Genomic DNA, 22,847 nt, shown 5'->3' with positions numbered 1-22,847 from the left:
GGTTTATTTCCGTCCGCTGGCTAGTGCTGCAATGATATATTTCCCCGGTGCTCCGATTTTGCTCCAGGCCGTATTGGAGAGTAGTTTCCATACTTGGGTGCCTTTCCTGCCATAGTCTGATAACCGGAGAATTGTCTGCCTCTCCTTCAAATTAGTTACTTTGTGGCGTTCCAGACTGTCTATCAGTCCGTTCATGTTGTGTGTGGCCTGATTGTATGCATACCCCGGAATTTCAAACGAAGCATCGCTTATTTCTTCTTCTTCAGTATTTAGTTTAGTTTCCTTTAGTTTAGTTTGTCGAGAAATGTCTGCATTTTCTGAACTCACCTCCTCTTGAGTTGGAAAAATGTTAGCATTTTCCTTGTTCAACTCATCCTTGTGTATCCTTTTTCTCTGTTTGGTCTCTAATAAATAAGGTAGTTGTGAGAAATCTATTTTTCTTCGTGTCGTAGCTTCGAACCACACTCTTTGAATCTGTTCCGAAGTGAGTATACCGTGTTTCTCGTAGGTTTCTTTATGGAAAAATCCTTTTTCCAATAACAGGTCGACAATCTTTTCCATCATGTCCTCTTTGATCCCGCCACCTACTTTGCGGACGAAAATTAGATTTTGTTCTTTCCCCCAAGAGATGTAATATCCCTCTTTATAGATTTTGCAAAGCAATCTCATGACCATGTAAGAAGCTAATACTCCGAATTTGGCTTCTAATAATTCCATCACTTCTTCGTCAAAAAAGTTTGCCGGTGTCGGGAAGTAAGGTATCCCTTTATTAATCATATTCATTATTCAGTATTTTTTATTATAAACTATACAATAGCTTTCCATTCCATCAGGTTTCCGATCATGAATCTTCTCCATCCTTTTTGTTCTTCACTCCAATAGATAATAGACTCTTGTTGTGCTGTGATATTAAATTCTCTATGAAAGAATTTTTCATATCCTACCAGTGTTCCTCTTTCCAGGCAGAACGTACCATCCTGCTTATGAAAAGCTATCATTGCATTTCCATACAACATGTGTTCTATTAGTTTAATGCACTCCTGTACAATTCTCTCCGCACATTTATCCGAAATCCCCTTTTCGGCAGTAATACGTTTTTTCCATACTAATTTGCAAGCTTCCAACTTGCCTTTCTTGATCTTTTGTCTCATTTTCTTCTGTTTTTTGATTGAAAAATTAAGTTTTTATTTAAACATAAATATCCCCTGTCGGATAGTGACGGTATGCTGTTGTCATAGCGTTACTATCCTTTCATTATAGTGACGCTATGACAACAGCATACCGTCACTATTTTTTGAGAGAAATTCTTGTTGTTTTCCGACCGGTTGAAAACGGCGGCGAAGGTAGGCCTTATATTTCACTTGTCCCATTATTTTTTCTTAGTACTTGCTTTTAAGCTTTTCAGCCTGTTCTCTTTTTTCCTTTTTCTCTTTCATATATTCTTCTTCGACAGACTTTTTCAATGCCGCCAATTCAGCATGTATACTGCTAAGTTCCATTAACTTATAGCCGCCATGCTTGTGAATGTATAATACTTTTTGGTCATAGATATATTGGGCCAGATTTATCAGCTTTTTTTTCTTAGGATGGTGGAAATATCCATCGATAAAGATTCTCAAATGCATGGTGAGATAAAGGCGGATATCTCCACTGATTGCTATTCTGTTTTCCAGCTCTTCTTCACTGATGATTTCTTCCTTTGACTGTCTTCTGGGGGCTTTTTCCACTGTTTGAACATTTCTTTTTGCTTTGTTGTTTTTACTTCCTTTTTTAGATTTTTCGCTTCTCATAATTAGTTAATTTTTGCAATATTAATGAATGTTAATTCGAAAATAATATCTGGAAAGTGAAATTGAACCTGCAAAAAGATTTGTTCTTTTGTCGCTTGCCAAATAGTATATATATAAAATAACTAGTGATGCAAATGATGAATAAAAATGGATTTAGTCGATGTGGTGAGAACTACATCAATCGTTTACGAAAGGAAGGGCGTTATTCTACGGCGCACGTTTATAAGAACGCCCTTTATTCTTTCGGGAGGTATTGTGGTACATTGAATGTGTCGTTCAAGCAAGTTACCAAGGAACGTTTACGACGTTATGGTCAGTATCTTTATGAGTGTGGTTTGAAGCCCAATACGATTTCTACGTATATGCGTATGCTTCGTAGTATTTACAATCGGGGAGTGGAAGCGGGGAGTGCCCCTTATGTTCCTCGATTGTTTCATGATGTCTATACAGGTGTGGATGTCCGGCAAAAGAAAGCTTTGTCTGCCGGTGAGTTACATAAGCTTTTGTATGAAGATCCCAAATCGGAACGTTTACGTCGTACACAAATTATTGCCGCCCTGATGTTTCAGTTTTGTGGAATGTCATTTGCTGATTTGGCACATTTGGAAAAATCAGCTTTAGATCAGAGCGTGTTGCGCTATAATCGAATCAAGACGAAAACTCCTATGAGCGTAGAAGTATTGGATACCGCCAGGGGAATGATAAATCAACTCCGGAGTAATCAGGAACCCATTCCCGATTGTCCGGACTATCTGTTTGATATACTTTGTAGTAACAAAAAACGGAAGGATGAAAGGGCATATCGTGAATATCAGTCTGCTCTTCGGAATTTTAATAATCGTTTGAAAGATTTGGCGAGAGTTTTACGGTTGAAATCTCCGGTTTCTTCTTATACACTGCGCCATTCTTGGGCAACGACAGCGAAGTATCGTGGAGTGCCAATTGAAATGATCAGTGAATCATTGGGGCATAAATCTATAAAAACGACACAAATCTATTTAAAAGGTTTTGAACTCAAAGAACGTACAGAGGTAAATAAAGGGAATTTATCTTACATTAGAAACTATCGTTTAGGTTGATAGTTAACGATAAAGTGTTAGAAATCAAGGGCGAAATGTTTCCGTTACTTCTTAGGTAACGGATAAGGTACTCATTCACAGAAAAACAGATGAAAGCAGAAAAACATGGACAGGAACTGCCTACAAAGATGTTTTTCTAACCTACGTGAAGGGAAAACATCTTTGGAAACAGAGTACAGGAATTTCAGGCATGATCAAACAGAATCATCATGTCCTGATATATTTTTGTTGCATATTTCAACAATTCAGAAAAAAAAGAAGATTTTACTTGTTTACTATTTGTATTTTTGCATATCTTTGCACCGAATAATTATCCGTTACCTAAGAAGTAACGGAAAAATAAGGGGTAAAAAAGTATGATTCTAACGAAAGAAACTTTAAGTGCTGGGCCTAATATTGGGACAGGGGAAGGCGTAGCACACTCTAAACGCTGGTATGTTGCTCTGGTTCGTATGCATCATGAGAAGAAAGTAGCCGAACGTTTAGACAAAATGGGGATTGAAAATTTTGTACCAGTCCAGCAAGAGGTACATCAATGGAGCGACCGCCGTAAAGTGGTTGAATCCGTGTTGCTTCCGATGATGGTTTTTGTACATGCTGATCCTAAAGAGCGTAAAGAGGTTCTTTCCTTTTCTACCGTTAGTCGGTATATGGTAATGCGTGGTGAGAGCAGTCCGACTATCATTCCTGATGAACAAATGGCTCGTTTCCGTTTTATGCTTGACTATTCCGAAGAGGCAATCTGTATGAATAGTGCTCCTTTGGCACGTGGTGAAAAAGTGTGTGTCATTAAAGGTCCCTTGACTGGTCTTGTAGGAGAACTTGTTACGGTAGATGGTAGAAGTAAGATTGCTGTCCGGTTGAATATGCTGGGGTGTGCTTGTGCGGATATGCCGGTTGGGTATGTGGAACCATTTAAATAGACACAGAATAAAAGCTACTTTGTGTCCATCTCAAAACAGTTTACTTATTTTCTAAAATTGAAATAAGCTTTTATGAAAGGAATCGTTTTAGCTGGTGGTTCAGGCACTCGTCTGTATCCTATCACCAAAGGAGTGAGTAAGCAGTTGCTTCCTGTCTTTGACAAGCCTATGATTTATTATCCGATTTCAGTCCTTATGTTGGCTGGAATCCGTGAGATCCTGATTATTTCCACTCCTTATGATCTTCCGGGCTTCAAGCGTCTTTTGGGTGATGGCTCCGACTACGGAGTACGGTTTGAATATGCCGAACAACCTTCTCCGGACGGTCTGGCACAAGCCTTTATTATCGGTGAAGACTTCATCGGGAATGATTCCGTCTGCCTGGTATTAGGTGATAATATTTTCTATGGTCAAAGCTTTACCCGTATGTTACAGGAAGCTGTTCGTACAGTAGAGGAGGAGCAGAAAGCAACCGTATTCGGTTATTGGGTTGCTGATCCCGAACGTTATGGAGTTGCTGATTTTGATAAGGATGGAAATGTTTTGAGTATTGATGAAAAACCAGAAAATCCAAAATCCAATTATGCTGTAGTGGGACTCTATTTCTACCCCAATAAAGTGGTGGATGTAGCCAAACATATACAACCTTCTCCCCGTGGAGAGTTAGAAATCACTACTGTTAATCAGGAATTTCTCAATGACCACCAATTAAAGGTTCAACTGTTAGGCCGTGGTTTTGCCTGGCTTGACACCGGCACGCACGATTCTCTTTCCGAAGCCAGTACTTTTATTGAAGTGATTGAAAAGCGTCAGGGATTGAAAGTAGCGTGTCTTGAAGGTATTGCCCTGCGTCATGGCTGGATAACAGCGGATAAAATGCGTGAGCTGGCCAAGCCCATGCTAAAGAACCAATATGGCCAGTACCTTTTAAAAGTGATAAATGAACTGGGACTGGAATAATGCCATATTCCTTTCCGGTAATTTAAATAACTAATAAACACTAATCACAGTGGAAATAATCAAAACTGCTATAGAGGGTGTTGTCATCATTGAACCTCGCCTTTTTAAAGATGACCGTGGTTACTTTTTCGAATCCTTCTCTCAACGTGAATTTACAGAAAAGGTCCGTAAGGTAGATTTTGTCCAGGATAATGAAAGCAAATCCAGTTATGGTGTTTTACGTGGTCTTCATTTTCAGAAACCACCTTATGCCCAGAGTAAACTGGTACGTGTCATTAAAGGCTCTGTCCTTGATGTGGCTGTCGATATCCGTAAAGGCTCACCAACATTTGGAGAGCATGTAGCAGTGGAGTTGACTGAAGAAAACCACCGTCAGTTCTTTATTCCGCGTGGATTTGCCCATGGCTTTGTTGTTTTGACAGAAGAGGTTATTTTTCAGTATAAATGTGACAACTTCTATGCTCCCCAATGTGAAGGTGCCTTGGCTTGGGATGATCCCGCGTTGAAAATTGACTGGAAGGTTCCTGCTGATAAAATAATCCTTTCCGAGAAGGACAAACATCACGAACGTCTGGAAGAAGCCAGCTGGTTATTTGATTATAACGAAAATCTGTATTAAGCTCAATGAATATTCTAGTGACAGGAGCTAACGGTCAGCTTGGTAATGAGATGCGCCGTGTGTCATCAACCAGCTCCAACCATTATATTTTTACCGATGTGGCAGAGTTGGATATAACCAGTCGTGATTCTATCCGTAAAATGGTCAATGACAACCAAATTCATGTCATCGTTAATTGTGCTGCCTATACAAATGTAGACAAGGCGGAAGACGATTTCGCGACTGCTGATTTATTGAATAATAAGGCAGTGGAGAATCTGGCTATTGTAGCAAAAGAAGCTGATGCTACCTTAATACATGTCTCTACGGACTATGTTTTTCAGGGAGACAGAAATGTCCCTTGTCGGGAAGATTGGGAAACTAATCCTTTGGGCGTGTATGGTAAAACGAAGCTGGCCGGTGAGCATAGCATACAGGGAACCGGCTGTCGTTATCTTATCTTTCGTACTGCCTGGCTTTATTCCCCTTATGGGAAGAACTTCGTAAAAACAATGCGACAACTCACCTCTGATAAAGACACCCTGAAAGTAGTCTTTGATCAGGTTGGTACTCCCACTTATGCCGGAGATTTGGCATCTGTTATCTATCAGGTGATTGAGGAAAATCAACTCTATAAAGAAGGCATCTACCATTTCAGTAATGAAGGTGTATGTTCATGGTATGACTTTGCGAAGGAAATCTGTGACTTGAGTGGCAATGTGTGTGATATTCAACCTTGTCACAGTGATGAATTTCCCAGTAAGGTAAAACGTCCTCATTTTTCTGTACTGGATAAAACAAAGGTGAAATCTACTTTTGGAATCACTGTTCCTTATTGGAAAGATTCTCTGCAGAAATGTATAAATGAATTGAAACAACAATTAGATTATTAAAATAGACATGAATTTTGCACGAAATATACTGATTACAGGTGGAGCAGGCTTCATTGGATCGCACGTTGTACGTTTGTTCGTCAATAAATATCCTGAATATCATATAGTCAATCTGGATAAACTGACTTATGCCGGTAATCTAGCCAACCTGAAAGATGTCGAAGATCAGCCTAATTATACCTTTGTAAAGGCCGACATCTGTGACTTTGAGAAAATGCTAGAAATCTTCAAGCAGTATCATATTGATGGAGTTATTCATCTGGCTGCTGAAAGTCATGTAGATCGTAGTATAAAAGATCCGTTAACATTTGCTCAAACGAATGTGATGGGGACTCTCTCTCTGCTCCAAGCTGCAAAACTGACTTGGGAGATACTTCCTGAATGTTATGAAGATAAGCGTTTTTATCATATTTCTACAGATGAGGTTTATGGTGCTTTGGAATTCGATGGTACATTCTTTACGGAGGAGACTAAATACCAGCCCCATAGTCCTTATTCAGCTAGCAAGGCAGGTAGTGATCATTTTGTGAGGGCTTTTCATGATACTTATGGTATGCCTACCATTGTAACAAACTGCTCCAATAATTATGGTCCTTATCAATTTCCGGAGAAATTGATCCCATTATTTATAAATAATATCCGTCAGGGCAAACCCTTGCCGGTGTATGGTAAGGGGGAAAATGTAAGAGACTGGTTATATGTTGTTGACCATGCTAGGGCGATAGATTTGATTTTTCATAACGGAAACACGGCTGATACCTATAATATTGGTGGTTTTAATGAATGGACGAATATTGATCTTATAAAAGTTATCATAAAGACTGTTGATCGTTTGTTAGGTAATTCCGAGGGTACTTCAGATCATTTGATTACTTATGTAACAGATCGTAAAGGACATGATTTACGTTATGCAATCGATTCGAATAAATTGAAGAATGAATTAGGTTGGGAGCCAAGTCTGCAGTTTGAAGAAGGGATAGAGAAAACTGTTAGATGGTATTTGGATAATCAGAACTGGATGGATAATGTGACAACTGGTGATTATCAAAAAGATAATGACAGAGATGATAAATCTCTTTAATAAGAGCATTTTTATATTGGTAAAATGAATTATTAAAGTTTTCTATAAACATTAATAATTAACGGGTAAATTTCTATTTTGACTGAAAATATTACACAAAATAATTCTAAACGTATAGCGAAGAATACATTACTTCTTTATATTCGGACATTTATTACAATGGCCATAAGTTTGTATACTTCACGTGTGATTTTAGAAGTTTTAGGTATAAATGATTTTGGAATTTATAATGTTGTAGGTGGATTTGTTGGAATGTTCGCTTTAATTAGTGCTACATTAACATCGTCTACACAACGCTTCATTACATATGAATTAGGAAAAAAAGATGAAAATCATAGTCAGGAGATTTTCTCGACAGCTGTATTAATACATATAATTATAGCACTCGTAATAATCGTACTTGCAGAGAGCGTAGGTGTATATTTTTTGAATAATCAAATGAATATCCCTATATCAAGATTAACGGCTGCTAACTGGGTGTTTCAGTTTTCATTAATAACATTTGTTGTTAATATTATTAGCATCCCATATAATTCAACTATAATTGCACATGAACGGATGGCTGCTTTTGCTTATATCACTTTAATAGAGTCTATTCTGAAATTACTCATCGTTTATCTATTGATATTATCCACTTTTGATAAGTTGATAATATATGGAGCTTTAATGTTGCTGGTTTCTTTAGCTATTCGTATGATTTATGGGGTGTATTGTTCGAGAAATTTTATTGAATGTAAATTCAAATTGGTAAAAGAACGTTTTTATTATAAACAAATTTTAGGATTCTCTGGCTGGAATATAATTGGGTCCTCATCGGTCGTTTTGACTAACTATGGAATTAATATTCTTTTAAATATATTCTTTGGTGTAGCAGTTAATGCGGCTAGAGGAATTACGACACAAGTTGATAATGCTTTAAATCAGTTTGTAAGCAATTTTGTCATGGCACTTAATCCGCAAATAACAAAATCTTATGCATCTGGAAATAGAGAATATATGATGAAACTTGTAATGACTGGTTCGCGTTATTCTTTTTATCTTTTGTTGATTATGGTAATACCCATTCTTTTCGAAACAGAATATATCCTTGCATGTTGGCTGAAAAATACACCAAAATATACAGTTATTTTTGTACAGTTATCTTTGATATATATGTTATGTCAATCTCTCTCAAATACTTTATTTACTGCAATGTTAGCCACTGGCAACATACGGAATTACCAAATAATTGTGGGAGGATTAGCTTTGATGGCATTTCCGCTTTCATATGGTCTTTTTAAAATGGGATTTGAGCCAGCATATTGCTATTATGCAACTATTTTTATTTCTATTCTTTGCCTTGTTGTTCGTTTAATAATGCTACATAGGATTATAGGGTTGTCTATACGAATATTTTTTAAGGATGTTATAGTAAGGGTTATATTGGTTTCTATATTTTCATTGATATCTCCATATATTATAATTAGTTTCATGACGCAAGGATTAGAACGTTTTATAATACTTTCCTTAGTGTCATTGGTAGCTACATGTATCTTTATATTTTTCAGTGGAATTTCTAAGGATGAACGCACGTTTTTTATAACATATATCAAGAATAAATTTAATAAGAGATATGAGAGAAAATTCTAATATAAATAAAGCATTAGCTTATTATATCGGATATTCAACAGATGACCTGATTCGTTATAAAGCATCTTCGGGCGGTATAGGAACATCTATCATTAAATATCTCCTTTCAACGTCTGAATATGATACCTCTATGACTTTTGTTTATGATAAAGAAAAGTGCGGCTATATTCCAAAATTGATATATGACTTTAATGAAATAAATATCTGTGGTAGTGTTTATCAAGATATCGATATATTCTCTTTTTTAAAGGAGAATATATCGAGTATTAAAAATGGTATTATAGTGACTTGTATGCCTTGTCAAGTTCAAGGAATACGGTCCGTGTTGGATAGGAATAATATTAATAATTTTATTATATCATTCTGTTGTTCAGGACAAACTACTCTTGAGGGAACATGGCTTTGTTATCGGTATATGGGTATTGATAAAAGTCAGGTGATTAATATGCAATATAGGGGAAATGGGTGGCCAAGTGGGATACAAATAGAATTGTTTGATGGTAAAAAAATATATAAAAATAATTATACTAATCCTTGGAGATTAATGCATCAGTCAAAATTATTCCGTCCCAAACGTTGCCTCATGTGCAAAGAAGATATTAGCTATAAGGCGGATGTATCATTAGCAGATCCTTGGTTGGGAAAATATAAAATTAGTGATAAAATAGGTCATACAATGTTTTTAATCAATACAGAGAAGGGATTAGCTTTTATTGAAGAAATGAAAAATAAGTCGTTATTGCGGCTAATAGATTCTTCTGTGGAAGACTATATAGAAGCTCAAGGACATACTATAATGGCCAAAGATAAAGCATCGCTAGAAAAAAAGTTTAATAATATATTATCAAAAATGGGGAATAATATATTATATAAGAAAATCATGACATTATCTCCATTCATGCTTAGATTTCATATGCTTATAATTCGAATTGTTTATAAAATTGTTAAATAAAAATACAATGAAACCATATATTATCATTTCAGGACTTAATTTTAGAGATAATAATAGAGGAACAGCAGCTTTAAGCTATGGCTCACTTTCTTTTCTGAATGAGAGAGAATTGTTATCAAAGGAGACGAAAATTCTAAATTTTCGTTTTGTGAAAAATCTTTTTAAATCAAAAAATAGGGGAACTAATATTCAAAAGATTGATATAGCAGGTGTGAAATGGGAATGTTTAACGGTTAATGTTTTTTTTGTAGAAGCTTTGTTGTTTAAATATTTGCATGTTTGTTTACCCTTTACTAATTTAGGACGAATGATAAAGCAAGTCGAGTACGTTGCTGCAATTAATGGAGGAGATGGCTTTTCAGATATTTATAATACTACCTCTTTTCTCAATCGGTTGCCTGATATCAATTTAGCAATGAAATTTAATATTCCTGTTATTATTCTTCCTCAAACATTAGGACCATTTAGAGAGAGCAAGAATAAAGCTATAGCTGACCGTATACTTTGTTACGCTAGTCAAATTTTTGTTCGTGATAATAAATATGCTTCTGATTTGGAGGCAATGGGATTGAAGTATGAACAAACGAGGGATTTGTCATACTATATGAAACCGGAACCTTTTAACATTGAAATTAAGGCTAATGCAATAGGTATTAATATAAGTGGATTGGCTTATAGCAATAAATTTAGAACTCTTTCAGGGCAATTTTCTACGTATCCATATCTCATAAATAAACTTATTGTTTATTTCCAACAGAAGAATATTGCGATTTATTTAATACCTCATTCATATAATTATCAGAAAGTAGAAGTTGCAAATGACGATTTGGAAGCTGCACGTGATGTCTATTCTAAATTGCATGATAAGAGCAATATTATACTTATTGATCAAGATTTGATTTCGCCCCAAATAAAGTTTATTATATCTCAAATGAAGTTTTTTATTGGCACACGTATGCATGCTAATTTTGCAGCTATGTATACAGGAGTACCATTGTTTGGGTTAGCATATAGTTATAAATTTCAAGGAGCATTTGAAGCAAATGGCATTTATGATAGTACAGCCATGATAAATGATATCAGTGAAAAGGAAGCAGATGCTATAGTAGAGAGAATAGTTACAAAATATAAAAGCTTGGACTAATTTTAGCCTATATTACAATATCCGCTCTATGGCATTTATTCAATCTTGGTTAACCATTATCATTCTTGTGGCTTTTTTCGTAAAGTTGCGAATAGGTCTGGTTTTGTATCTCGCTTACTTTTTTTTGGTTCCATATTTTAATATAAATTTTTTAGGGATTTCTCTGAGCTGGAATTTTGCGAATATTTTACTTCTTATTGCTTTTGTCATAGATTATTATAAACATCACGGTAAAGTTAGGTTGGATTTGCGTCCATTCTATCCATTTATTTTTTTCTATGTTATGATGCTTATTATGATGCCTTTTCAGGAGTTTGTTCCAACAGATATTGCATTGAATTCATGGCGTGCAAATATGATGACTAATTTAGTATTACCAATAGTTATGTGGAATGTGTCTAGATATGATCCTAAAATCATTAGATATAGTAGAAACTGTATGGTTATTGTAATTATTGTCATCGTTATATATGGAATTTTCTTGTTGACCTTGAATGGATTAAATCCTTATGTCTATTTTATGGCACAGATTAATAATGCAGAATTGCGTGAGGCTCAATTTGGTGAGCAAATGGCTCGGCTTATTATCAAAATATCATCGGTGTTCACTCACCCTATGATTTTCGGTCTATTTTTAGGCTTAGCAATGGTATACCTTTATTCTTTGAAAGATAAAATAAAACCATTATTTGTATATTTATTGATGTTTTTTATTGTTGTTTGTATTTTTCTTTGTGGCATCCGTACTCCGATAGGTGCCATGTTTCTGACTGTTTTCTTTTATCTATTAATGTTACGTCGAATTAAACCGATGATATATGTCGCTGTTATAGGATTTATTGGTTATATTATTATTGAAAATATACCAGAATTATCAGCAACGATAGATTCAATTTTTATTAAAGATAGTCGCCAAACGAATGTGGAAGGTTCTTCTATTGATATGCGTATGGAGCAACTGAATGGTTGCTTCAGGGAAATACAGGATTGTTTAATTTTTGGAAAGGGATATGAATGGTGTGGTTATTACATGTCTATTCATGATCTTCACCCTGTTTTATTAGCTTTCGAGTCTCTTATTTTCGTTGTACTTTGTAATAGTGGTATAGTAGGCTTGTGTGTGTGGGTCATTACATTTGTTTGGTTATTTAGGGGGGTATATAGAATGAACAAGAATGTTAATGTAACATTGTTTGTGATTACATTAGCTGTTTATTACATTGCTTATTCGGCTATTACAGGAGAATATGGTTATATGAAATATTTTATTATTTTCTATACGCTATTATTAATGGAGTCGAAAATATTTATAGGTAGAAAACATTGATTTGAGTAAGCTATTTAGTTTATCAGAAATATGTATATATTATTATTTTACTGAAATTTATTAAGTGTTAATATATAAGATATGATTACAAAAGCAAGAGTTATTGCATTTTACCTCCCTCAATTTCATCCAATTAAGGAAAATGACGAATGGTGGGGAAAGGGTTTTACGGAGTGGACAAATGTAGGAAAAGCTAAACCCTTGTTTAAAGGACATTATCAGCCACGAGTTCCTGCGGATTTAGGCTACTATGATTTAAGGATGCCTGAGGTTAGAGAAGCGCAAGCGGATATGGCACGTGAGGCAGGGATAGAGGGATTTATGTATTGGCATTATTGGTTTGGTAATGGTAAGCAGATACTTGAACGTCCTTTTAATGAAGTTTTATCGTCAGGAAAACCTGATTTCCCATTTTGTTTGGGATGGGCTAATCATAGTTGGACGCGTAGGACATGGAATAGTGATGCCCAAAAACATAAGAATTTAGATTTGATGATACAAGAATATCCTGGTGATGAGGATATTGTAAAGCATTTTAATAATGTATTACCTGCGTTTAAGGATAAAAGATATATTGCTGTGGATGGAAAACCTATATTTTTGATATATGATCCTGAGGCTTTACCTGATGCAAAACACTTTATTGATGTGTGGAAAAAGCTGGCTAAACAGAATGGACTGGCAGGAATACATTTTGTCGGGCTTCAGAATGCTGCTGTTAGTCGGTATCAGAGAATCTTTGATTTAGGTTTTGATGCGTTAGCTCCCTCTAATTTGTGGCATGCAGAAGAATTATGTAAAGGGCGTTGGTGTAAGTTGCTTCAGCATAAAATACGTCAGCTCTTTCCTAATTATACCCCTCTTGATAAGTATAAATATAAGGATATTATTTCTAATTTTTATACATCTTATGATTATAGAGAGGATGTATATCCATCGATTATTCCTAATTGGGACAGATCACCACGTGCTGGTCGCCGTGCAGTAATTTATACAGGTTCTACTCCAGCTCTTTTTGAAGAACATATAAAAAAGGCATTAGAGGTAATTTTGCAGAAACAGGATCAACACAAGATTCTATTTTTGAGATCTTGGAATGAATGGGCAGAGGGAAATTATGTGGAACCTGATTTGAAGTTTGGACATGGTTATTTGGACGTCTTAAAATCTTCTATTTTGATGAAATAAAATATATGAAAATTTTAGAATTGCATTATTCTACTGCAGCAGCTGGTGCTGAGAGATTTTTAGTGGATATATCAAATGAATTATCTTTAAATCATGAAGTGGTTTTGTGCACGACAGATGATGATTCAGTTTTAGAAAATTCATTTTATAAAAATGAAATAAGCCATAAAATAAAATACATAAATCTGAAATGTAAGAGTGGTTTGGAGTTAAGAGCAATATGGCGTATATTGAAAGTTGTAAAAGAAGAAAAGCCGGATGTTGTACATTCGCATGCAGATTTAATAACTCTATTCTTACCTGCAATTTTATATCCTCACTCGAAATATTTCCATACTTTACATAGTCTTGCCGAAAGGTGTTTGTCTTCAAAAAAACTCAGGTCTGTATATAAATGGTTTTATCGAAAAAAAATACAACCAATAACCATATCTCAAATATGCCTTGATTCATATAAGAAATTGTATAAGTTAGACAATGCTATAAATATAAATAATGGACGATCTAAGTTGATGAGAACCGTAGATTATGATAAGGTTTCTGTAGAATTAGAAAAATTAAAAATACATGATGATGATAAAATATTTATCCATGTGGCTCGATGCGCTAAAGTGAAAAATCAAGAATTATTGGTGAAAACTTTTAATCGATTCTTGAATGAAGGTAATCATGGCATCTTGATATTAATAGGTGCATCGTATGATTCAAAAGAAAACATACATATTATTAATAGTGCACAGAAAGGTATATACTGGTTAGGTACAAAAAATAATGTTGTGGACTATTTGTTGAAGGCTGATTTCTTTGTGTTGTCTTCATTAGCTGAAGGACTTCCTATTTCATTATTAGAAGCAATGTCTTGCGGGGTTATACCAATATGTACACCTGTAGGAGGGATACCGAATGTAATAGATGGCGAAGATAAAGGTTATATTTCTAAAAGTTCTAATGCAGACGATTTTTACTATACTTTAAAGAAGGCTTTTGATAATGAAGAAAAAATAAACAGAATGAAATTAAAAGAATATTTTGATAATAATTTTTCTATATCTCATTGTGCAGAAAGTTATTTAAGGGTATTTGGTTATGATGAAATAAAATAGGTCAAGGTTTATAATTCTATCTAGGGGTAAATTATATATATTATGGTAGTTATTACTGTAAAAAACACAGTTGCTCATGATATTTCTGATAGTTACATATTAACAAGATTTTAGTTGAAATTTGAGCATAAATAGATAATACTAAGTGAAAAATCGTATTTATTTTTTTGCAAATTTTGGGGATTGGAGTAAAATTCCATTCGGAGGCGGGGAAGTAGGTAATAGAAGAACTCTTGCTCTATTGAAAAAACTCAATTATGATATTGTTCTAATCCCTAAATATATAAGGGTTAATGATCATTCATTAATTAATTCTATTGAGTTGTTATTTAAAATAATCTCAAATATTTTTTTGTTTGCAAAGACTTTAATAAATGGACAAAGAAAGGGGGCTATAGTTCATATTGCTGGCTTTTATGGTATAATGATATATTTTGAATATTTATTAATCGCCATAGCTAAAGTACTTCATTATAAAGTCATTTATGAAATGAGAGGTGGAGGTGCTAATCAATATTATGAAGAAGGACATTTTCTATATAAATTTTTTTTTAAAAGAGCTATAAGGAGAAGTGACGAAATATTTTCTCAAGGGAAAGAAAATTTTTCTCTAATAAAGAAAATAGATACCAATAAGAGAATCTTCTATTACCCTAATTATGTTCAAGGTGATTTTTACCCTCAGCAGTATCCTCAAAAGCCGAAAGATAAAATTAATTTGATATATTTTGGACGATTATCTAAAATGAAGAATACCGATATCGTTATTAATACTTTTATTCTGTTGGCGAAAGAGTATAATAATGTTTATTTAGAAATTATTGGAAATAGCGAAAGTCAATTCTATACAGATTATATTAAAAGTAAAATTAAAGAAAGTAACTTAGAATCTCGTATAAATATTTTACCTGCTTGTAATCATAAAGAATTGAAAAAACATTTAGTAGATAAAAGCTTTTATATTTTTCCGTCAAAAGAACCACGAGAAGGCCATTCTAATGCTTTAACTGAAGCTATGGCGTGGGGATTGATTCCTATAACGACTTCACAAGGATTTAATAGAAGTGTTATAGAAAATGATTCACTTATTGTTGAGAAATTAGATGTGAAATGCTTCGTAAATAAAATAAAGTACATTATAGATAATGATTTGATAGAACAGTTTTCATATAATTCTTATAATCGAGTTTTATCAAACTATACGGATAAAATTGTATTGGAGAAACTAAAAGAAGAGTATGATTTCCTATTTAATGTAAAGTTTACAAGTTAATTGAAATAATTGTCAGGTATTATAAATCCTACATACTTATTGGTGAAATATTTAGTAGAGAGATTATTCTCCTGTACTGAATACTGACATACTTGCTGTCATTACAGACGAGCGACAGCCTTTTATATGTAAATATAGATTTGCGTGTTACTCTGAAATGAAAGCAAGAATGATAGAATTGATAGATTAAACAATTTGTGATTTATGAAAATTTTAGTAACAGGTGCTGCAGGCTTTATTGGGTCTAAATTAATGGGTGTATTGGCATCTAGAGGTGATGAGGTAGTGGGGATTGATAGTATAAACAACTATTATGACGTCCGATTGAAATATGGCCGATTATCGGAAATGGGTATCATGTTGAATGATGAATTTGTATGGAATCAACCGATACAAAGCTCTAGGTATGAGACTTGTAGATTTATACGGATGTCTATTGATGACCGGCATGCCATGGAAGAACTTTTTGAAAGGGAACATTTTGAAAAGGTTGTAAACTTAGCTGCGCAAGCTGGAGTGAGATATTCTATTACAAATCCATATGCTTATTTACAAAGTAATTTGGCTGGTTTCTTGAATGTATTGGAATGTTGTCGTCATTATGAGGTGAAACATTTGGTATTTGCATCTTCTAGTTCCGTATATGGTCTAAATTCGAAAGTACCGTATTCTGAGGAAGACAAAGTGGATACTCCAGTTAGTTTGTATGCTGCAACTAAAAAAAGTAATGAATTGATGGCACATAGTTATAGTAAACTGTATGGTCTTGCTGTGACTGGACTTCGTTTCTTTACTGTTTATGGTCCATGGGGACGTCCTGATATGGCTCCTATGTTATTTGCTAGAGCTATTTCAAATGGAGAACAGATAAAGGTTTTCAATAATGGAGATATGATTCGTGATTTTACATATATTGATGATATTGTTGAAGGTACAATACGGACACTGGATCATGTTCCGGTAACACAGAAAAGCTCGAATGGAGTAGCATATAAAATATACAATATAGGATGTTCACATCCAGTAAAATTGATGGATTTTATCCATGAAATAGAATCTGCCATGGGCCATGAAGCTGAAAAAATATTCTTACCCATGCAGCCTGGAGATGTGTATCAGACTAATGCTGATACCTCCATGTTGAAAAAGGAAATTGGCTATGAACCAATGGTTACATTACACGATGGGGTTGCAAAATTCATACAATGGTATAAGTCAGAGAAAAATCCTTTAAAATAATCATTGTTATCTAAAATTTTTAATTATGAATATAGCAGTTGTAGGAACTGGATATGTTGGCTTAGTAAGTGGAACTTGCTTCGCTGAAATGGGGGTAAATGTAACGTGTGTCGATGTTAACGAAGAGAAAATCAAAAGCCTGTTAGATGGTCAAATTCCAATCTATGAACCTGGGTTAGATGAAATGGTATTACGTAATCACAGGGAAGGTAGACTAAACTTTACAACAGATTTAAAAACTTGTTTGGATAATGTAGACATCGTTTTTAGTGCTGTGGGAACACCTCCGGATGAAGATGGAAGTGCAGACTTAACTTATGTTCTGGAAGTAGCACGTACTGTAGGGCGTAATATAAACAAATATGTATTGCTTGTCACCAAATCCACCGTACCTGTAGGTACAGCTCAAAAGGTAAAAAAGGCTATTCACGAAGAGTTAGAGAAAAGAGGAGTTGATATTGAGTTTGATGTGGCTTCAAATCCGGAATTTCTGAAGGAAGGTGCTGCTATTCAGGATTTCATGAGACCAGATCGTGTGGTAGTGGGAATAGAGTCCGAAAAGGCGAAGGAGCTTATGAGTCGTTTGTATCGTCCTGTTATGCTGAATAATTTCCGAGTAATCTTTACGGATATACCTTCTGCAGAAATGATAAAGTATGCAGCAAATAGTATGTTAGCTACACGTATTTCATTTATGAATGATATAGCGAACTTGTGTGAATTAGTAGGGGCAGATGTGAACATGGTGCGAAAAGGTATTGGAGCGGATACACGTATTGGTAGTAAATTTTTATATCCTGGGTGTGGATATGGAGGTAGTTGTTTCCCTAAAGATGTGAAAGCTCTAGTTAAGACTGCTGAAAATAGAGGCTATGAAATGAGAGTGTTGAAAGCTGTAGAAGAAGTAAATGAAAATCAAAAACATATTGTGTTTAATAAACTTTGTAAGCATTACAATGGTGAACTTCATGGGAAAGTTATTGCAATTTGGGGATTAGCATTTAAACCAGAAACTGATGATATGCGTGAAGCAACAGCGTTAATCACTATTAATCAGCTAATTAAAGCTGGTTGTAAAGTTCAGGTATTTGACCCTGTAGCAATGGATGAATGTAAACGCCGTGTCGGTGAAGGAGTTACTTATGCGAAAGATATGTATGATGCAGTATTAAATGCAGATGCTTTATTGTTGTTAACGGAATGGAAACAATTTCGTTTGCCAAGTTGGGGTGTTTTGAAGCGCACAATGAATAGTCCTGTAATCATTGATGGACGTAATATATATGACCCGGTAGAAATGATGGAAAAAGGGGTTACTTATTATTGTATAGGAAGATAATACTTTTCATTTTAATTCCACTTTAAACTGAGGCGAACATCATCTTTTATACTTAATAGCACATTTCGAAAGTCCTCAGACTCAGATAATTTCTTATTTAATATATATGAAACTTTGTCTTAAAACAATTATTCTTCTGAAGAATCAGAAGGATTTATCGTCATTACCCGAAGGCAAGTTGCTGATTAATACGATTAATGCTCATTCGTATAACACTGCCTTGAAAGATCCGCTTTTTCAGGAAGCATTATTAAAAGGAGGAGCATTGATTCCGGATGGTATCAGTATGGTGCTTGCTTTTAAATTTCTACGGGGTGAAAAAATAGAACGTACAGCCGGATGGGATTTGTTTCAATATGAAATGAATAAATTAAATCAGAAAGGGGGAGTATGCTTCTTTTTGGGAAGTAGTAAGAAAACATTGTCTTTGGTGTGTGAAAAAGTGAAGACTGTCTATCCCAATATTCAAGTTAAGACTTACTCTCCTCCTTACAAATCGAGTTTTACAGAGGAAGAAAATCGAGAAATGATTAATGCAGTAAATATGGCTAATCCTGATCTGCTTTGGATTGGTATGACTGCACCCAAGCAAGAAAAATGGGCTTATGAGCATTTGAATGAACTTAATGTTCATTGTCACATAGGTACAATTGGAGCTGTATTCGATTTTTTTGCAGGAACTGTGCAGCGGGCTCCTCAATGGTGGCAGAAAAACGGATTAGAATGGGCATATCGTTTATTGAAAGAACCGAAAAGAATGTGGCGTAGGTATATTATAGGAAATGTTTTATTCTTGTGGAATATTTTAAAAGAGAAAAATGGAATGATTATGGATCATAATTAATAGAGAATATTTTATGAAAAAAATAGCATTAATTTCAGGTATTACAGGACAAGATGGTTCATTTCTGGCAGAATTTTTAATAGAAAAAGGTTATGAGGTCCACGGTATTCTTCGCCGTTCTTCATCATTCAATACAAGTCGTATCGAACATCTTTATTTAGACGAATGGGTACGTGATATGAAAAAAGACCGTTTGGTAAATCTCCATTATGGTGATATGACAGATAGTAGTTCTTTAATTCGTATTATTCAGCAAGTCCAACCAGATGAGATCTATAACTTGGCAGCTCAAAGTCATGTAAAAGTATCTTTTGATGTTCCCGAATATACAGCTGATGCTGATGCTATTGGTACACTTCGTATGTTGGAAGCGGTTCGTATTTTGGGTATGGAAAAGAAGACTAAAATTTACCAGGCTTCGACTTCTGAATTATTTGGTATGGTTCAGGAAGTTCCTCAAAAGGAAACAACACCTTTTTATCCCCGTTCTCCATACGGAGTGGCTAAGCAGTATGGTTTTTGGATTACCAAGAATTATCGTGAAAGTTATGGAATGTTTGCGGTAAATGGAATCCTGTTCAATCACGAAAGTGAGCGGAGAGGTGAAACTTTTGTAACTCGTAAAATTACGTTGGCGGCTGCACGTATTGCTCAAGGTTTACAAGACAAACTTTATTTGGGTAACCTTGATTCTCTTCGTGACTGGGGATATGCTAAAGATTATGTAGAATGTATGTGGTTGATTCTCCAACATGATGCACCTGAAGATTTTGTAATTGCTACAGGAGAGTATCATACAGTACGTGAATTTACTACGTTAGCATTTAAAGAAACAGGTGTTAATCTTTGTTGGGAAGGCAAGGGGGTAAATGAGAAGGGGATTGATGGGGCCACTGGGAAAGTTTTGGTGGAAGTAGATCCTAAATATTTTCGCCCTGCAGAAGTTGAACAATTATTGGGTGACCCTACAAAAGCAAGAACTTTACTTGGTTGGAATCCTCGGAAGACATCTTTTGAAGAACTTATAAAAATAATGGTTTCTCATGATTTGAAATTTGTAAAGAGACTCTACATGCAAGAGTCGATGAATAGAGAATAATATTGCTGTCATATTAGATAAGAATTTTGAATAGTATATGGTAGAGTATTCTGGTACGGTATTTTTTCACTGTCGTGCACATAGGTGGTATTATGACTAATTTATATCAATCATAACTAATACATATGCAGGAAGTCCAACGTTTTAACAAAGTCCTAAAATCTTGTGTCCTTTTGGGGGATCTTATTTTGCTGAACCTGCTTTTATGGGGATTCGAACAGTTTTTGGGTAACCGCTTTTGGTGCGAGAATTGTGGTTCCATCCTTCAAGGTATGGCTTTGATAACTTTATGTTATCTACTTTGTAATATGCACTCCGGAGTCATTCTTCATCGTTCGGTAGTCCGTCCTGAACAAATCATGGTCCGTGTTTTACGTAACATGGTTCCTTTTGTATTGCTTTCAGTCTGTATTTTATTACTTTTTCATTTTGAGTTTTCTCATTCCCGGCTTTTTGGTTTGTTTTATATTGTTTTGATATTAGTAATAGTAAGCTATCGTTTGGCTTTTCGTTACTTCTTGGAACTTTATCGTAAGCAAGGAGGGAATGTTCGTAAAGTGATATTGATTGGTAGTCATGAAAACATGCAGGAGCTTTATCACGCAATGACAGATGATCCCACTTCGGGGTATCGTGTTCTTGGATATTTTGAGGATTTTCCTTCAGACCGTTACCCAAGTGATGTTTCATATTTAGGGCATCCTCAAGAGGTAAACAATTTTCTGAAGCAGAATGTCGGCCGAGTAGACCAGCTCTATTGTAGCCTTCCTTCTGCTCGTAGTGCTGAAATTGTTCCCATTATTAATTATTGTGAGAACCATTTAGTTCGTTTTTTTAGTGTTCCGAATGTACGCAATTATTTGAAACGTCGGATGCATTTTGAAATGTTGGGAAATGTTCCTGTTTTATCTATTCGTCGTGAACCTTTAGAGTTACTTGAGAACCGTATAGTAAAACGTACTTTTGATATAGTGTGTTCTACATTATTTTTATGTACGATTTTCCCATTTATTTATATTATTGTTGGAGTTGCTATAAAGATGAGTTCTCCGGGACCTATCTTTTTTAAACAGAAGCGTAGCGGTGAAGATGGAAAGGAATTCTGGTGTTATAAATTCCGTTCAATGAGAGTGAATGCTCAATGTGATACTCTTCAGGCTACAGAGCATGATCCACGTAAAACAAGGATAGGGGAGATTATAAGAAAGACTAGCATTGATGAACTACCACAATTTATTAATGTGTTTAAAGGTGATATGTCTATTGTTGGTCCACGTCCCCATATGCTAAAACATACTCAAGAGTACTCTTTACTAATAAATAAGTTTATGGTTCGTCATTTTGTTAAACCAGGTATAACGGGGTGGGCACAGGTGACTGGTTATCGTGGTGAGACAAAAGAGCTTTGGCAGATGGAAGGTCGTGTGATGCGTGATATCTGGTATATTGAGCATTGGACATTTTTATTAGATCTCTATATTATGTACAAGACAGTGTATAATGCAATTCATGGAGAAAAGGAGGCGTATTAATAAAGGTTTGGTGATTAGTTGTAATAAAATAAATAAAATAGATTATGAGAAGACTTAATAAGAAATTTGGGTTGCTGTTGTTACCTTTTTTGTTGGTAGCTTGCCAGTCGTATAAAAAAGTTCCATATTTACAGGATGTGGAAGTTGTGGAACAAGTAACTCAACAGGAGAATTTGTATGACGCTAAAATTATGCCAAAGGATTTGTTGACAATTGTAGTGTCTTGCACCAGTCCGGAATTGGCTTTACCCTTCAATTTGACAATTGCTAGTCCCAGCGGTATAGCCTCTAGTAATTCAACCTTTACCACAGCACAACCAATGCTGCAACCTTATTTGGTAGATAATGAAGGAAAAATTAATTTTCCTGTATTGGGAGAATTGAAGTTGGGAGGATTGACAAAAAAACAGGCGGAGCAGATGATTGTCGATAAATTGAAGCTATATATTACAGAAACTCCAATTGTAACAGTGCGTATGGTAAATTATAAAATATCAGTGATTGGTGAGGTGACTCGTCCGGGTACATTTACTATTTCTAATGAAAAGGTTAATTTATTAGAGGCGCTTGCTATGGCAGGTGATATGACTGTTTATGGGCTTCGTGACAATGTAAGACTCATTCGTGAAGATTCAAGCGGGAAGCAACAGATTATTACTCTAGATTTGAATAAGGCTGAAACTATTCTTTCTCCTTATTACTGGTTACAACAGAATGATATTATTTATGTGACTCCGAATAAGGCGAAAGCTCGTAATTCTGATATCGGTAATAGTACTAGTTTGTGGTTTTCTGCGACTTCTATTTTGGTATCACTTGCCAGTTTATTGTTTAATATCTTAAAGTAACGTCTT

At 34.9% G+C, this 22,847-nt stretch carries 22 protein-coding genes; 19 read left to right on the top strand and 3 right to left on the bottom strand.

All coding sequences use genetic code 11. The features are described 5' to 3' along the window. Positions 1–3 precede the first annotated feature (3 nt). From INE92_RS07490 to INE92_RS07480, 3 genes are all read right to left on the bottom strand, one after another. Positions 4–783 (bottom strand): DUF4373 domain-containing protein, encoded by a 780-nt coding sequence (locus INE92_RS07490; protein ID WP_015531039.1) that lies wholly within the window; start codon positions 781–783, stop codon positions 4–6. 23 nt (positions 784–806) lie between these two features. Next, positions 807–1,151, bottom strand: a complete 345-nt coding sequence (locus INE92_RS07485) for an SH3 beta-barrel fold-containing protein (protein ID WP_009039539.1) — start codon at positions 1,149–1,151, stop codon at positions 807–809. Between the two features lie 228 nt (positions 1,152–1,379). Next, positions 1,380–1,790 (bottom strand): DUF4119 family protein, encoded by a 411-nt coding sequence (locus INE92_RS07480; RefSeq protein ID WP_049702700.1) that lies wholly within the window; start codon positions 1,788–1,790, stop codon positions 1,380–1,382. A gap of 128 nt (positions 1,791–1,918) precedes the next feature. Between INE92_RS07480 and INE92_RS07475 the strand changes: the two genes are divergently transcribed. The 19 genes from INE92_RS07475 (at position 1,919) to INE92_RS07385 (ending at position 22,841) form a co-directional block, all read left to right on the top strand. Next, positions 1,919–2,869, top strand: coding sequence for a tyrosine-type DNA invertase cluster 3b (locus INE92_RS07475; RefSeq protein ID WP_008022559.1), 951 nt, complete (start codon positions 1,919–1,921; stop codon positions 2,867–2,869). Positions 2,870–3,225: 356 nt separating this feature from the next. After that, positions 3,226–3,792, top strand: coding sequence for a UpxY family transcription antiterminator (locus tag INE92_RS07470; protein WP_004316632.1), 567 nt, complete (start codon positions 3,226–3,228; stop codon positions 3,790–3,792). A 72-nt stretch (positions 3,793–3,864) separates the two neighbouring features. After that, positions 3,865–4,752 (top strand): glucose-1-phosphate thymidylyltransferase RfbA, encoded by an 888-nt coding sequence (gene rfbA / locus INE92_RS07465; RefSeq protein WP_004316631.1) that lies wholly within the window; start codon positions 3,865–3,867, stop codon positions 4,750–4,752. 49 nt (positions 4,753–4,801) lie between these two features. Beyond that, positions 4,802–5,371 carry a dTDP-4-dehydrorhamnose 3,5-epimerase gene (rfbC, locus tag INE92_RS07460; protein ID WP_008016688.1) on the top strand — a complete coding sequence of 190 codons (570 nt, stop codon included), beginning with the start codon at positions 4,802–4,804 and terminating at the stop codon, positions 5,369–5,371. A gap of 5 nt (positions 5,372–5,376) precedes the next feature. Then, positions 5,377–6,243, top strand: a complete 867-nt coding sequence (rfbD, locus tag INE92_RS07455; protein WP_004314904.1) for a dTDP-4-dehydrorhamnose reductase — start codon at positions 5,377–5,379, stop codon at positions 6,241–6,243. A 7-nt stretch (positions 6,244–6,250) separates the two neighbouring features. After that, positions 6,251–7,324, top strand: coding sequence for a dTDP-glucose 4,6-dehydratase (rfbB, locus tag INE92_RS07450; RefSeq protein ID WP_004314905.1), 1,074 nt, complete (start codon positions 6,251–6,253; stop codon positions 7,322–7,324). A 78-nt stretch (positions 7,325–7,402) separates the two neighbouring features. Further along, on the top strand, positions 7,403–8,953 hold the full coding sequence (locus INE92_RS07445) for an oligosaccharide flippase family protein (RefSeq protein ID WP_004314906.1): 1,551 nt from the start codon (positions 7,403–7,405) through the stop codon (positions 8,951–8,953). Continuing rightward, on the top strand, positions 8,937–9,905 hold the full coding sequence (locus INE92_RS07440; RefSeq protein ID WP_004303675.1) for a Coenzyme F420 hydrogenase/dehydrogenase, beta subunit C-terminal domain: 969 nt from the start codon (positions 8,937–8,939) through the stop codon (positions 9,903–9,905). The genes INE92_RS07445 and INE92_RS07440 overlap by 17 nt, the downstream gene beginning before the upstream one ends. Positions 9,906–9,912: 7 nt before the next feature. Then, positions 9,913–11,049, top strand: a complete 1,137-nt coding sequence (locus INE92_RS07435) for a polysaccharide pyruvyl transferase family protein (protein WP_004314907.1) — start codon at positions 9,913–9,915, stop codon at positions 11,047–11,049. Between the two features lie 28 nt (positions 11,050–11,077). Continuing rightward, positions 11,078–12,376 carry a hypothetical protein gene (locus INE92_RS07430; RefSeq protein ID WP_004303673.1) on the top strand — a complete coding sequence of 433 codons (1,299 nt, stop codon included), beginning with the start codon at positions 11,078–11,080 and terminating at the stop codon, positions 12,374–12,376. A gap of 81 nt (positions 12,377–12,457) precedes the next feature. Then, a complete protein-coding gene (locus INE92_RS07425) occupies positions 12,458–13,564 on the top strand; it encodes a glycosyltransferase WbsX family protein (RefSeq protein WP_004314908.1) in 1,107 nt (368 codons plus the stop codon). Between the two features lie 5 nt (positions 13,565–13,569). Further along, entirely contained in the window at positions 13,570–14,667 is a 1,098-nt protein-coding gene (locus INE92_RS07420; RefSeq protein WP_004314909.1) for a glycosyltransferase family 4 protein, read from the top strand. A gap of 145 nt (positions 14,668–14,812) precedes the next feature. Further along, positions 14,813–15,940 carry a glycosyltransferase family 4 protein gene (locus tag INE92_RS07415; RefSeq protein WP_212702006.1) on the top strand — a complete coding sequence of 376 codons (1,128 nt, stop codon included), beginning with the start codon at positions 14,813–14,815 and terminating at the stop codon, positions 15,938–15,940. 204 nt (positions 15,941–16,144) lie between these two features. Beyond that, positions 16,145–17,179 carry an NAD-dependent epimerase gene (locus INE92_RS07410; protein ID WP_004314911.1) on the top strand — a complete coding sequence of 345 codons (1,035 nt, stop codon included), beginning with the start codon at positions 16,145–16,147 and terminating at the stop codon, positions 17,177–17,179. A gap of 25 nt (positions 17,180–17,204) precedes the next feature. Beyond that, complete coding sequence (locus INE92_RS07405; protein ID WP_004314912.1) at positions 17,205–18,518, top strand: UDP-glucose dehydrogenase family protein; 1,314 nt, start codon at positions 17,205–17,207, stop codon at positions 18,516–18,518. A 106-nt stretch (positions 18,519–18,624) separates the two neighbouring features. Continuing rightward, complete coding sequence (locus INE92_RS07400; RefSeq protein ID WP_004314913.1) at positions 18,625–19,362, top strand: WecB/TagA/CpsF family glycosyltransferase; 738 nt, start codon at positions 18,625–18,627, stop codon at positions 19,360–19,362. Between the two features lie 13 nt (positions 19,363–19,375). Beyond that, on the top strand, positions 19,376–20,461 hold the full coding sequence (gmd, locus tag INE92_RS07395) for a GDP-mannose 4,6-dehydratase (protein WP_004314914.1): 1,086 nt from the start codon (positions 19,376–19,378) through the stop codon (positions 20,459–20,461). A gap of 125 nt (positions 20,462–20,586) precedes the next feature. After that, positions 20,587–21,993, top strand: a complete 1,407-nt coding sequence (locus INE92_RS07390; RefSeq protein WP_004314915.1) for an undecaprenyl-phosphate glucose phosphotransferase — start codon at positions 20,587–20,589, stop codon at positions 21,991–21,993. Between the two features lie 44 nt (positions 21,994–22,037). After that, on the top strand, positions 22,038–22,841 hold the full coding sequence (locus INE92_RS07385) for a polysaccharide biosynthesis/export family protein (RefSeq protein WP_008016699.1): 804 nt from the start codon (positions 22,038–22,040) through the stop codon (positions 22,839–22,841). Positions 22,842–22,847: the final 6 nt, after the last annotated feature.

It is taken from the genome of Bacteroides xylanisolvens (assembly GCF_018289135.1).
GTDB classification, from domain to species: domain Bacteria; phylum Bacteroidota; class Bacteroidia; order Bacteroidales; family Bacteroidaceae; genus Bacteroides; species Bacteroides xylanisolvens.
This window is presented reverse-complemented; position numbering and strand designations above follow the sequence as displayed.

Coding starts and splice junctions, on each gene's coding strand:
- INE92_RS07490 (WP_015531039.1), bottom strand. CDS start 783: ATGAATATGATTAATAAAGGGATACCTTACTTCCCGACACCGGCAAAC.
- INE92_RS07485 (WP_009039539.1), bottom strand. CDS start 1,151: ATGAGACAAAAGATCAAGAAAGGCAAGTTGGAAGCTTGCAAATTAGTA.
- INE92_RS07480 (WP_049702700.1), bottom strand. CDS start 1,790: ATGAGAAGCGAAAAATCTAAAAAAGGAAGTAAAAACAACAAAGCAAAA.
- INE92_RS07475 (WP_008022559.1), top strand. CDS start 1,919: ATGCAAATGATGAATAAAAATGGATTTAGTCGATGTGGTGAGAACTAC.
- INE92_RS07470 (WP_004316632.1), top strand. CDS start 3,226: ATGATTCTAACGAAAGAAACTTTAAGTGCTGGGCCTAATATTGGGACA.
- rfbA (WP_004316631.1), top strand. CDS start 3,865: ATGAAAGGAATCGTTTTAGCTGGTGGTTCAGGCACTCGTCTGTATCCT.
- rfbD (WP_004314904.1), top strand. CDS start 5,377: ATGAATATTCTAGTGACAGGAGCTAACGGTCAGCTTGGTAATGAGATG.
- rfbB (WP_004314905.1), top strand. CDS start 6,251: ATGAATTTTGCACGAAATATACTGATTACAGGTGGAGCAGGCTTCATT.
- INE92_RS07440 (WP_004303675.1), top strand. CDS start 8,937: ATGAGAGAAAATTCTAATATAAATAAAGCATTAGCTTATTATATCGGA.
- INE92_RS07435 (WP_004314907.1), top strand. CDS start 9,913: ATGAAACCATATATTATCATTTCAGGACTTAATTTTAGAGATAATAAT.
- INE92_RS07430 (WP_004303673.1), top strand. CDS start 11,078: ATGGCATTTATTCAATCTTGGTTAACCATTATCATTCTTGTGGCTTTT.
- INE92_RS07425 (WP_004314908.1), top strand. CDS start 12,458: ATGATTACAAAAGCAAGAGTTATTGCATTTTACCTCCCTCAATTTCAT.
- INE92_RS07420 (WP_004314909.1), top strand. CDS start 13,570: ATGAAAATTTTAGAATTGCATTATTCTACTGCAGCAGCTGGTGCTGAG.
- INE92_RS07410 (WP_004314911.1), top strand. CDS start 16,145: ATGAAAATTTTAGTAACAGGTGCTGCAGGCTTTATTGGGTCTAAATTA.
- INE92_RS07405 (WP_004314912.1), top strand. CDS start 17,205: ATGAATATAGCAGTTGTAGGAACTGGATATGTTGGCTTAGTAAGTGGA.
- INE92_RS07400 (WP_004314913.1), top strand. CDS start 18,625: ATGAAACTTTGTCTTAAAACAATTATTCTTCTGAAGAATCAGAAGGAT.
- gmd (WP_004314914.1), top strand. CDS start 19,376: ATGAAAAAAATAGCATTAATTTCAGGTATTACAGGACAAGATGGTTCA.
- INE92_RS07390 (WP_004314915.1), top strand. CDS start 20,587: ATGCAGGAAGTCCAACGTTTTAACAAAGTCCTAAAATCTTGTGTCCTT.
- INE92_RS07385 (WP_008016699.1), top strand. CDS start 22,038: ATGAGAAGACTTAATAAGAAATTTGGGTTGCTGTTGTTACCTTTTTTG.